The sequence below is a fragment of the Pseudomonas sp. 05T35 genome, assembly GCF_056396605.1.
Map to the genome: position 1 here is coordinate 1 of NZ_JBFTLU010000119.1, position 12,873 is coordinate 12,873.

General features: G+C 57.7%; 4 protein-coding genes and 2 pseudogenes. 2 read left to right on the plus strand and 4 right to left on the minus strand.

Annotation, left to right across the window (positions count from 1 at the left end; all coding sequences use genetic code 11):
- Nucleotides 1-630 (plus strand): hypothetical protein (locus AC1DH9_RS11875; RefSeq protein WP_477808215.1); only part of this gene is annotated, 630 nt, incomplete at its 5' end.
- An 84-nt stretch (nucleotides 631-714) separates the two neighbouring features.
- Here AC1DH9_RS11875 and AC1DH9_RS11880 read toward each other — a convergent pair.
- A pseudogene (locus tag AC1DH9_RS11880) lies at nucleotides 715-801 on the minus strand (MarC family protein); the annotation flags it as partial.
- Between the two features lie 481 nt (nucleotides 802-1,282).
- Between AC1DH9_RS11880 and AC1DH9_RS11885 the strand changes: the two are divergent.
- Complete coding sequence (locus tag AC1DH9_RS11885) at nucleotides 1,283-8,011, plus strand: TcdA/TcdB pore-forming domain-containing protein (protein ID WP_477808216.1); 6,729 nt, start codon at nucleotides 1,283-1,285, stop codon at nucleotides 8,009-8,011.
- Nucleotides 8,012-8,058: 47 nt separating this feature from the next.
- Here AC1DH9_RS11885 and AC1DH9_RS11890 read toward each other — a convergent pair.
- The 3 genes and pseudogenes from AC1DH9_RS11890 to purD form a co-directional block, all read right to left on the minus strand.
- Nucleotides 8,059-8,553 (minus strand): annotated as a pseudogene (locus AC1DH9_RS11890) (MarC family protein); the annotation flags it as partial.
- Between the two features lie 25 nt (nucleotides 8,554-8,578).
- A complete protein-coding gene (locus tag AC1DH9_RS11895; protein WP_427538127.1) occupies nucleotides 8,579-11,356 on the minus strand; it encodes a hybrid sensor histidine kinase/response regulator in 2,778 nt (925 codons plus the stop codon).
- Nucleotides 11,357-11,455: 99 nt separating this feature from the next.
- Nucleotides 11,456-12,751 carry a phosphoribosylamine--glycine ligase gene (purD, locus tag AC1DH9_RS11900; RefSeq protein ID WP_145017204.1) on the minus strand — a complete coding sequence of 432 codons (1,296 nt, stop codon included), beginning with the start codon at nucleotides 12,749-12,751 and terminating at the stop codon, nucleotides 11,456-11,458.
- Between the last annotated feature and the right edge of the window lie 122 nt (nucleotides 12,752-12,873).

Here is a 12,873-nt window from a genome sequence, read left to right on the forward strand (position 1 = left end):
GTCGTAGTGGGTGGCTGCTTAGTGTCCTTTGTGTCCGAAGTATGCCCGCAGGATCAACAGGACATACAGGACTGTTTGCTGTATGCGGAACTCGCGGCAAATGATAAATACCCGGGGCAAGTGTCGAAGAAAACCTGGTTTGATTATTATCAGGGTAGATTGTTAAAGGCGGGTTTCACACTGAGGGCAATCGTCCCCTCTGAGCCGTTGAGGGTGTCGAATGTCAATCAACTGTTGAGCATCAGCCATACGATAATCGGCCACTTGGGGTCAGAGCGTTTAGGTCGGTTAATTGAGGACACCTACAGGGCCTTGAAGCTGGATGAGTTTGCCTGGAATTTCTTTCGCGGCAACATCGCACAGGGTGGTTCGGGCATTCTTAAGTGTGCACCCTGCGAGCGCCTTGATTCCGGTGACGTCGTTGTCTGTCTTTACGGTTTGCGCTATAGCACCACGGTGTTTGAAGATGACTTCTTTTACTGGAGTGAATTCGACAAAGAAGTGCTCATTATCCCGGATGGCGGTGTTTTTGCTTTCAATCGGGAGGTATTTGAAAACTATCGTGCACGGGTTCACGAGAAGATTGACGCTTACTCAGGCAAGCTTTTCGTGCAGAAACTGAAGTACTGAGTCACTGGGGTTGATCAAAAAATGACAAGGCCTTGTGTTTTAACGATAAGGCCTTGTTTTTTGTTGCGACAACTTCGCTGGGAGCTACGGCGCCCAATAGTCTTTGCCCCCGGTAAAAATGATCTGCGCCGCCAGCGCATACACAAACAACCCCATCAACCGGCTGAAAATCTATAAGCCCGGGGCACCGAGACTGGATCGATATTGAGGGGCTCTCGTGTCTTTCATCGGGCCGGTGTTCAGTGTTCATCTTGAAATGCAATAAATGGAAGTATTGTTTATGAGTGAGTCTGAAGTCTCGCGCGCGGATACTTATGTTGAATTCGTTGATCTTTTTAAACGTGTTGATCTTGAGCAGGCGTTAAAAGCCTTCAAGGGGACGGATGAGTATGACGCAGTGTTCCGATATTACGTTGGCTGTATTGGTTTACTGGATTCGCCAGGATTGCGCGAGCCTCTGAATTTACTCAGGCAATCTGTCCGGGCTTTCGCAGAGATAACGAGTCGCCCGCGACGCGATGCAAAGTTGGGGCCTGTCACAAATCCACCGCCAGATCAGGCTCTTGGTCTGACCGAGATCTGCAAGAGACTTGATGGTTTTGAGACTCGTCTGTCCTTTGGTATCGATCAGTTGCGGGGTGTCGCCAACGACGTGCCCAAAAACCTTCATTTCGTCTGGCTGGGTGGCGGCCTCGGCGACATTCAGCATGATTACATCAACATCTGGAAACAGGTGATGGCCAATCAGGGTCATACGCTGAAGATCTGGTACGACAGCGATGCTCTTCTGGCTCACGAGACTAATCGGCTGATCGTCGAAGCGGCGAAAGCTGACGGTATGATTTCGGGTGGTGACGGGTTGATCACCGGCGATCAACTCGCGGACCTGTATGAGGCGCGGGCATTGGCATTAAAGAGCCAGATGTTCGCGCATATCAATCAGGCAAAACAAAACGGGCTGAGCGCAGACGATGCACGAATAGATCTTCTGGTGCGTGGGTATGGTCAGGACAAAGTTGCCCTTGAAGTATTGAGGGACAAGAACCTTCGCAGCATTACCGGCCTCGCTGACGGTCAACTGGTGTTGCGTGATATCAACAATGCGACTTCCGCACTGCCGTTGATGGACATTTATGAGCGTGAGATTGCGTTCCGTGGAAATCTTGCGGCGGCATCCGATATCGTTCGCTTTCAAGCATTGAGCAGTGAAGGTGGCGTGTACGCCGATGTCGATTTTTTGCCACCGCTGGAAAAAAAGCTGGGCGGAATAGAAACAGACACGCTTGGCGCGGATGCGCGTCACGGCGCTTTGCAGTTGATCCTCGATCATAACCCTCAGTGGATGCCGGGCCGCCAGGCGCAACGTTCGAAGTATCAGAGCTACTTTGAACGTATCCCCGAAGAGCACCGGGAGGCGTTGGACGGTTTCGCCAGAAGCAAGCCTTCGCTGACGGATGTGTTCATGGTGCCCACTGATCGTGGTGTTCACCCTGACGGCCTGCGCGCTGCTCGCGTACAAGGCACCCTGGCTAATGCCTTCCTGCTGGCGCATCCGGGCTCGGCGATGCTCACGTCAATCATGCAGCGTTTCAGATTCAACTATGACGTTTTCGATGCGGTTGTACTTGAGGCCTCGAAAAAAGGAATCGCACTGCATGACCACTTGAACATCAGTGAAATTGCCAACGAAGTGGTGGAACAGAAGATTGGGCGGTTCGACGAGTTACCGGTTGAAGATGCCTTTCGCGCAGTATCACTTGCCAGTGCAATAGCCGACTACTTCAGTGATGGTATTCGCCCGGGCGCAGGGGCTTCGATCTATATGACCGGGCCTGCTGCGATGCGTGATGGCATGACCGCCTATGAGAGGGCGCATTTCACGCCCAGGGGCGCTGAAGCCTGGCGTGAGTTGGCGACGCTTACGCAAGGGTTCAACGCTCAGACCGAAGAGGAGAATGATCACTCTTGGCAAGAGAATGCTTCAGACATCGATGACTGGCTCAAGTCGGAGCAGGCGAGGTGGCGTGACGGCAAATTGAAGGCTCGTTACAGCGGCGATATGGCGCAACTGCTCAAAGGCCAGACCATCGATTTCGACGAAGGCTGGCCGGTGATCGAGGGACGCCATGTAGTGTCGACCGATATTTTACAACGTCTGGCCGATGACCTCGGTGAGCCATTCCTGGCCGCAATGGGTCAGTCCCTCACTGGGCCTGTGAACTTCGAGAAGACTCTGCCACTGAGCTTTGATGATCGTCAGTCAATCATCGCTCAGCCCGCTGAATCCTTGCCCCCCGAGTCGTTCTCCGGACCGTCGACTCGAAACCTGTCGCTTGATCAAGTATTGGGCCGGATCGCCGACGGGACGTTTCACGTAGCGCAATTGAGCCCGCTGCAACGTCTATTGCTCGGAGCGCTACTGGGCGCAACAACATTGGATAAACCAGGTTTCGACGCGCTCTCCAGCAACCTTGAAAACCTGGTCAATAGTGCTTCCGAACTGGGTGTGTCGAGTCGCTACGCAGCGATCGAGCGCGAGCTTTACAAACATCAGGCACCGACGTTCGTCGCGGGTCTGGCCAGCTCTTTCGAATCGCCGCCAGCGCTTACCGAAAATGCCCTGGCACTCAAGAAAGACGCACTGGCGAAGCCATTGACCTTGCGTCAATGGGGGCAGGCGGCGGCCAGGATCGAGCACCTTGCGAAGCTTGAGTACCGTGACCGGATCTTCGAGCAAATGGACATTGTCGTGGACAGTTTCGGTCATGCCACTCCCAGGCTTGCGCCGCAGGATTTGCTGCTCCAGGGGCCGGGCGACAGGGTCGCGGGGCGCTGTTATCCACTGGTGTTGGTGATGGCTGCCTCGATTGCGCAAGATACGGCTGCGGTGGACACACTCCGTGAGCGTTTTTATCTCGGTGTTCTTGAGCCCCAGGAGCGCGATTCAAGGGTATTCCTGCAAGCGCTGGAGGAGTTGCGGGGAGCGGACATCAATGACATTGGCAGCACATTGAAGCGCTCTGACCTGAATGAGGTCGTCGCCATCCTCAAAGAAAGAACCATCACCAGCACGCTGATGCTCAACTCGGATAATCACGCGATGTTGGTGRCTAAAACCATCGAGGGTGAGCGCAGCGGCTATCACTTCTACGATCCGAATTTTGGCGTGTTCGAGTTTGAAGACCCACAGGTATTCGGGCTGGCGCTGAAGCGGTTCTTCCTGCACCACAAAATGGCCGAGCATTACGCCGCTTATGGCGACGCGGAGCGTCCGACCTTCGATCTGATTGAGGTGGATGGGGGGCGAGTCTCTGAGCTGTCCTTGTCATCCTCGGGACAGGTCGCGAATCTAATGCAGCCTGGTGCTTTGCCCGGAGAGCCTTTGCGTCCTGGCAGGCAGCGTCTTGCCAGTGCCCGCGGGCAATCGCTGGTGAACAACCCCAGGTTGGGCAGCAGTCTGCTTGCGCTGGACGGCCATTGGTGGGGCCAGCAGATCGGGCAGGCGACTGCCCGGCTTCAAGAAAAGAATCAGTTGGCACCAGAGTGGGTGCCGTTGTTTGAAACCCTGGAAATAACCCCGTCGGGTGATTATCAGTTAAGTCTGATCAACCTTGCAGACCCTGAACGTCTGGTTCGTGTGACCACCGATGACCCGCGATTCCTGCGTATCAAAAACTACCTGTCCGAGACATTCGCGACCTTGGCCACCAAGCCGCAAAAGCCGATCAATGAGCTCGATCCAACAGCAGCTGGTAGCGTTCACACCCTGAATGCCGGCTTCACCATTCAGGCCTTGATGAACGCGCTACTGGCACAGGAGGGGGCAGCACGACCGCTGACGATGGCTGTGCGTCTGCATGCCTATGTCAATTACGCGCAATTGGTTCATGGCAACGTGGTTGATGTGGTCGGGCTCATCGCATTGGTACGACAGGCCTTGGCAGAAGAAAAGGTCATTGCCCGTACCAGTGCGCCGTTGGTGAGTGAAGCCCTGGGCCATGTGGCTAACGAAGGGGTGGGAGCAGTGCTGGGGCTGGCTAACGTGGGTTTTGACGTCTACCAGTTGGTCAATGCGCAAGATGATGTAGAGAAGGCCCGGTTCGGCACTCAGTTGGCGTTTGACTCTGCCAGCTTGCTGGTGACGGGAGCCGGGATTGGCGCAGGCTTGCTCGGTGCCGGTAGTGCCGCCGCGGTATTGGGTGGCGGTGGCGTCCTGCTGGGTGGGTTGGCGATTGGTGTTGCTGCGCTCGCCCAAGGGTTTGCCACTATTGCTGAAGAGGCAAAACAAGTCGGTCGGTTTTTTAATGAGCTTGAACAGGCTCATCGTGAAAGCGGTTATCACCTGGATACAGATCATGGAGTCTGGATGCCTGAGCCGGTGATGGTATTCAAGACCGTTGATTTGCGCGCTGCGTGTCTGCTGTTCGACAGCCCGATGCTGTTCCCGCTCCGTGATCATTTCGGGGTGCCGGATTTTGATCCGGATGATAGCCGGGCAACCAATATTCGTCAGGAACTGGGGCTGTCAGGAACTGCCAGCTTTGTCCCGACGGCCAGTCAGACAATCGTGTTGCCCTGCACGCCGCATACTTTTTATGGCTATGAGTACAAGGCGTTGCCCTTTTCCACGACGCGTCATGACACCGGTTTCGACACGGCACGTCGCCTGGAGAAAAAGGATCGTGAAGGCAACTGGCGGTTTCGATTTACGTTCTACTCGTTTCCCTCGGAATACATCGTCAATCGACTGCTTCCCGTCTACCGGCCAACGCAGATCAATGTTCGGCTCGACGCCGTTGAGCGCTCGCTGGTGGTGCCCGCGTTGCCGAAGGCCTGGCACCACATAATCACCTACAGGATCGAGGGGGAGGGTTCGCCTTGTTCGCTGGGACTCAGCCCGGGGGTGAAGGTAGAGCTCGAGGCTCCAGGCTTCAAGAGCATGAACTGGTTGTTACTGGCGACCTGGGCAAGCCCGAGCGATGTCCGGATGACGGTCGCCGGGGCGCTGGTGGTCGGCACCACCACGGTGGCCTTCATTGGCAAGGGGGGGCACAGCATTCTGCTCAAGCTTGCAAACAATGAACTCTATCGAGTCGATCGCGGCACAGCGCAATTATTGCTCATCGAACAGGATGCACCTCCGGGCATCAGCGAACAGGTGTTGCGGGATCACTTTAAGAGCCTGGCGCAAGCTCATCGCCTGGTTCTACCGCATACGCCGGTGCACAGGTTTGTCATTCCGTTCGAAAAGCCGAATGAGCCGAGGTACACCACAGCCTATTACGATGCGGTTGAAGACCGGTTCCTGTACATCCGCGATCCTTACGTGTTGCTGGCCGATCAAGCCCAATTGGGGGCAGTGGCCGATGGGTATGCGTATTTCTATCACCCGCAATGCAACGTGATCTGGCAAGTCGATGCGAATACCGGCTGGATCCGCCATTGTTATCGTCTGCTTGTTCAAAACACCCAAAGCAGCGTCATCGACCGCTGTGAGGCGTTGTCGGATGGGGTCATACACGTTGTACAGAGGCTATCCCGCGGTGACGGGACGAGCGATGAGCTGGCCTATCTGATTCATGATGGAGGGGTATTCCTCAGTTCGGTTACCCGAGGGTTGGAACCGGATCTGGAGGCGGTTCTGGGTGTGAGCAGCAGTACGCTGGCTGACTGGAACAGCATACTTGGCGATTACTCCATGGGCGCTGAAGGCACGAGCAACGGTTCGATTGCTACCGTGGACTGGCTACCGGCCGCTCTGGTCTCGATTTGCTGGAAACTCGACTCGAAGTGGCGGGACATGGCCTGGGTGCGCAGCAGTGATCGCTTGATTATCCGCCCGGTCCCACGCAGGCATCATGGGCGAGGCTGGCCAGACTCCATCAAGCAAATGAGTGAACTGACGCTGATCGCACCGCAGGGCAGTGAGGGCGATGTTTTCGTCGTTTATGACAACAGCCAAAAACGTCTTTGTCGATTGCAGCGGTCCATTGGCGCGGCCGGTGCCCAGTTGTCTGCCAAATGGCTCGATATTGATGGTGTGACTAATGTCGTTGCCGTTCAAGGCCGTTACCTGGCATTGACTGACGGGAAGCTGTTTTTCAATGTAACGACCGAGGGGAATGTGCAGCTCGGTGGTCTGACGGATCTCTGGTTCAAGGACCGGCAGCATTGGTGGTCAGCATTGGCAGCGGTGGCAGCGCAGCACCGGGTCGACAGTTTTGCCTTGCTGGGTTTGACCAATTTCACAGGCGATGCCCGATTGTGCGCCTGGTACGTGGATGACCGTGTGCTGCTGTCGGACCTGGGCCATGGGAAAGAAGTGCGCTTGCTCAGCAAGACACCGGACAGGCAGGGCGCCTGGCTGTTTGACGTTTCAAGTGGCGAGCTCTATCGCCAGGCCTTTATCGATCCCGATCGATTGAGTGCGGCATTTGAGCAGGGGACGCAGCTATTGCAGGTCGATGCGCTGCCGGCTCCTGTGCGTGATTGGGCCCCTTGGCGATTCGCCGATCTGGCGGTGCAGGGCGCCGGGCTGTGGGCGACGACCACTGAAGGTGTGGTGATGGAGTTGCACGATCAGGCGCCTGTACGGATCACCGGTGTCGAAAGCCAGTGGGTATTGGGGCACGCAGGCGCCTTGCTTCAGAACCTCAAGGCTTTGGTGGGCAGTCATGATCATAGTGACTTTCTTCAGGTCTTCGAACCGGAAAGCCTGCAGTGGTATGTGGTTGCAAGCGAACGTTTGATCCGGATCGCGAAGGTCTCCGCCCCCGAATCCTTCACCCTGCTGGGTACACAAAAGCAAACCAACGTGTTGTTGCATGACGACAATGATGGTTTTTTACGCGCCTATCCGCGCAAGGGACCTATTGGCCCACTCAATTTCGTCCAGCGAACGGCCGAAGTCATGGTAATCGAAGGCCAGATGAAACTCGGGGATCTTGTCTCGATGATTCCCGACGATGTCAGCACCTTGATCCTGCGCATGGGGCAGGGTGCGATGACCTATCAGTTGTCTGCGGCCGCATGGCTGAGACTGGAATCGGTCATTGTCGATTGCCGACACTCGTTGGGGAGCGCACCACCGATTCCGGGCAAATTGATCTGGGCGCTGGAAACGCCAGAAAAACTGTTGCTGAGCATTGTCCAGGAGCACCTGATAATCATCGATCCGGACACCGGGCACAGTTTGATTTTTAGAGACGTGCATTCGGCGGATGCCACACTGCGCGGCGAGGTGTTCCTGGCGATCAACGGCTATCGATCGTTCGCGATCTCCAGACTGCTCAACGTATTGGTCGACAAACGGGGTGTTACAGGGATTGCGCTGCTCAAGGACCTTCTGTCGGCCCTGAGTGTCGAGTTGAAGGAGCGCTGAGGAGGGACTTCACCGGGCGCATTGGTACCCGGTGAGGTTCTCCAGGGTCAAGGCACCAGATACCCTTTGACCCCGGTAAAAATGATCTGCGCCGCCAGTGCACACACAAACAACCCCATCAACCGGCTGACAATCTGCAAACCCTGGTCACCGAGAATCCGCTCGATGCGGTTGGACAGGTACAGCACCACGCCGACGGTCAGGCTGGCCATGGCAATACTGAGGATGGCGGTGAGTTTGTCGTCCCAGTGCGGTTGGCTGACGCCCATCACCAGCAAGGCGCCGATGGTGCCGGGGCCGACGGTGAGCGGAATGGTCAGCGGGACGATGGTCACGTCTTGCTGCACGTTGTCGGTCTGGACCGCTGACTTGCCCTGCGCCATGCCCAATGCCGAAATGAACAGCACACTGCCGGCGCCAATGCGGAACGCGTCTACGGTGATGCCGAACACGCTGAAAATCACTCGCCCGAACAAATACAACAGCACGCTGGAAACCAGGGTCGCGAGGGCGACATTCCAGGCCAGTCGACGTTGTTCCTTGCGAGGCGCAGCGGGGTCTGTCGGCTCAGGACGTTTGAGCCGTTGCCTGATTCTGCTGATCGCGCTGTGCGACCCAATGCTCGATCAGTTCGCGCAGTTGTGAAAGCTCGACGGGCTTGGCCATATGGCCATCCATGCCGGCCTGGCGTGCGCGTTCTTTGTGTTCGGCGAGGATGTGTGCGGTAAGTGCTACGACCGGTGTGCGGGTTCGCTGGTTGCCGACCTCCCAGGCACGCAATTGCTGGGTGGCGGAGAAACCATCGAGGATCGGCATTTCGCAGTCCATCAACACCAGGTCGTAGCGCTGGGCCTTCATCGCCTTCAAGGCTTCTTCACCATTGCAGGCGGTGTCCGGCTGAAGGTTGAGCTTGCCGAGCATGCCACGAATCACTTTGGTTGAAATGCTGTTGTCTTCGGCCACCAGAATGCGGAAATCGCTCGGCACCTTGACCACCGCAGGCGCGCCGGTCGGCAGTTGCTGCGAGACGGCCAGGCCTTTGCTGCGTTGGCTCAGTTCGTCTGCCAGCGTGGTCTTGAGGGTGTAGCCGGCCACGGGTTTGGCGAGGATGCGTTTGATTCCGGCATTGCGCGCAATGACCTTGCTCGGCGCGTTGCTGATGCCGGTGAGCATGATCAGCAGAATGTCGTGATTCAGGCTCGGGTCTTCCTTGATCTTCGCCGCCAGTTGCATGCCGGTCATGCCGGGCATGTTCTGGTCGAGCAGGACCACGTCGAAGTAGTCACGCAGGTGCGCCTTGGTGCGCAGCAGGGCGAGGGCTTCCTTGCCGGAAGGTACGGCGCTGACGTTCAGCCCCCAGGCGCTGCATTGCTGCACCAGGACTTTGCGGCAGGTGTCATTGTCGTCCACCACCAGCACCCGTGCACCTTGCAGCGGGCCATCGAGATCGGAGGTCGGGTGTTCCAGGCGTTCGGGGTCAAGCGGCAAGGTCAGCCACAGTGTGCTGCCCTGATTGCTGCCGCTCTTGATGCCGAATTCGCCGTGCATCAGCAGAATCAATTGGCGGGCGATCACCAGCCCCAGGTTACCGCCCAGGCGGGTGGCGGACAGGAAGTTCTTGCTGTGCAGTTCGGCATGCAGCAGGGCTTCCCGTTCTTCGGCATCCATGGGTTGCCCGCTGTCTTGCACGGCAATGCGCAGGCGCGGTTTGTGGCTGCGTTCGTCGAGGGCAACGACGATCAGGATTTCGCCTTCGTCGGTTTTCTTCAGGGCGTTTTCCAGCAGGCTCAGCAGTGTCTGGCGCAGGCGCGTCGGGTCGCCGCTGATCACGCGAGGGACTTGTGGCTGGATGAAGCTGATCAGCTCGACGTTCTGTTGTTCGGCCTTGGCGCGGAAGATGCTCAGGCAGTCTTCGATCAGAGCGTTGAGGTCGAACTGCACATCGTCGAGTTCGATTTGCCCGGACTCGAGCTTGGAGATGTCGAGAATTTCATTGATCAACGTCAGCAGTTCATTGCCGGCGCTATGGATGGTTTGTACATAGTCACGTTGCTTGACCGACAGCGGGGTGCCCAACAGCAGTTCGGTCATGCCCAGTACGCCATTCATCGGGGTGCGGATTTCGTGGCTGATTTTTGCCAGGAATTCGGCTTTGGCATTGATCTCGGCGTTGCTCGCCGCCAGGTCGCGGCTGATGCTGAAGCGGTCTTCGGTGATGCTGCGCTGGCGTTCGCTAAGGGCGATGCTCATCAGCACGCCGCTGATGCAGATGAAGGCCATCAAGGTCATGATCAGGCCTTGCGGCGCAACCAGGGTCAGCCCCAGCAGCGCCGGCAGGATGATCAGCGTGCCGACGTTGAACACCACCATTGCGGCCACGAACAGGCGTGCCGGTCGGTAACCCTTTTGCCAGTGATAGGCGCTGACAAAGAGCATGCTCAGGCCCGCCAGGGCCACCAGCGCATAGGTGATGATGTTCAGCGGCAGGGTGTCGACGAACAGCAACAGCAGGCTGCACAGGACAATGAACAGGATGTCCCCCAGCAGCAACCTGTTCAATGGATGCGGGCCCAGCGGGGCAAAGAAGCGATAGGCGAACATCAGGCCGCAAGGGGCCGTCAGCAGCAGCGCCAGGTAGGCGCCGGGTGTTTGCACGGCATGCCAGTCGGGTAGCCATGGGCCTGCCAGGTTCAGCAACAGCACCAGACTGAGCAACAACAGCCCCTCGCACGCCGCCAGCCAGAGGCTGCTTCGCGAGCGCGAATAACCGTAGCGCGTGAGGTTATACAGGATCAGCATCGCGATGCAGCCAAAAAACAGGCCGTAGATCAGCGTCTGGTTCTGGTGGGCTGCCGTCATCACTGCCGATTGCAGGGTGATATAAGGCCGCAACTCATGCTCGGAAACCAGCCGCAGATAAACGTCGAGGGGCTTGTCGCTTTGAGGCAGCGGCAACATGAAGTCGCTGCTGGGGAGTGGTCGCTCGCTCTGCGGTTGCTCGGTGCCGCTGGTCAATTGTTCGACCAGCGTGTCGCCATTCAGAACGTAGAGGTTCAGGTGCAACAAATCGGGGGCGAAGATGCGCAGCAGTTGTTCGTGTTTGCCGGGACTGAGCTTGAAACGCAGCCACAACGCGCCACTGGGTTCGGCGGCGGTGATCTGGTCGAGTTCAATCGGGCTGAATTGGTTGGTGTAGCGAGCCGAGCGGATATCGCTCAGTTGCAGGTCTGCCTGTTCGTCGAGCAATACCGCCCAGCCACTGCCTTGCGCGGCCTGGGCCGGGAGCATGCAGAGCAGGGTCAGCAGAGTGACGGTGAAGCCTATGGCAATCCTGAGCCAGCGCACGGCGAAATCCCTTCATAGGTTGATGCCAGATTATAACTATGCGCGGCGCCGGAATAGTACGGCAAGGGCCATAGGCCCCTGCCTAGCCGAATGGATAGCTTATTCCTGATTTTCGCCACGCTCACGGGCAATGGCGCGGTAGCCAATGTCCTTGCGGTAGAAACAGCCTTCCCAGTTGATTTTTGCGGCCAGTTTGTAGGCCTGCTGCTGGGCGGCATCAACGCTTGCGCCCATGGCAGTGGCGCAAAGTACCCGACCACCGGCAGTCACAACCTTGCCGTCCTTGAGCGCGGTACCGGCGTGGAAGACTTTGCCTTCCAGCGCAGCGGCTGCATCCAGGCCTTCGATCACGGCGCCCTTGGCGTAATCACCCGGGTAGCCGCCAGCCGCCAGTACGATGCCGACGCTTGGACGTGGATCCCACTGCGCTTCGACCTTGTCCAGTGCCTGTGCCAGCGCCGCTTCGACCAGCAATACCAGGCTCGACTGCAGGCGCAGCATCACCGGTTGGGTCTCGGGGTCGCCGAAACGGCAGTTGAATTCGATGACTTTCGGGTTGCCGGCTTTGTCGATCATCAACCCGGCATAGAGGAAGCCGGTGTAGACGTTGCCTTCTTCGGCCATGCCGCGCACGGTTGGCCAGATCACCAGGTCCATGACGCGCTGGTGAACTTCGCTGGTGACCACCGGGGCAGGGGAGTAGGCACCCATGCCGCCCGTGTTCGGGCCGGTGTCGGCGTCGCCAACACGTTTGTGGTCCTGGCTGGTGGCCATCGGCAGCACGTTCTTGCCGTCGACCATGACGATGAAGCTGGCTTCTTCGCCATCGAGGAACTCTTCGATGACCACGCGCGAACCGGCGTCGCCAAAAGCGTTGCCGGCGAGCATGTCGCGTACGGCGTCTTCGGCTTCGGTCAGGGTCATGGCGACGATCACGCCTTTACCGGCAGCCAGGCCGTCGGCCTTGATCACGATCGGCGCACCTTTTTCACGCAGATAAGCCAGGGCTGGCTCGATCTCGGTGAAGTTCTGGTAGTCGGCCGTCGGGATCTTGTGGCGAGCCAGGAAGTCCTTGGTGAATGCCTTGGAACCTTCCAGCTGGGCGGCGCCAGCGGTTGGGCCGAAGCAGTCCAGGCCGCGTTGGCGGAACAGATCGACGACGCCCGCGACCAGCGGGACTTCCGGACCGACGATGGTCAGGGAGACGTTTTTCTCGGCAAAGTCAGCCAACTGCTCAAGGGCCAGCACGTCGATAGCGACGTTCTCGCACTTGGCTTCAATGGCCGTGCCGGCGTTGCCCGGGGCAACGAAGACTTTCTGTACGCGCGGATCCTGAGCGACTTTCCAGGCCAGGGCGTGTTCACGGCCGCCGCTGCCAATGATCAAAACATTCATTTCAAAAACCTCGGATGACGCTAATTCTTGATAGCACCGCAGGGGTGCTCTTATGTGGGAGCGAGCCTGCTCGCGATGGCGGCGGTACATCCAGAATCAATGTGTCCGGTAGAACGCTATCG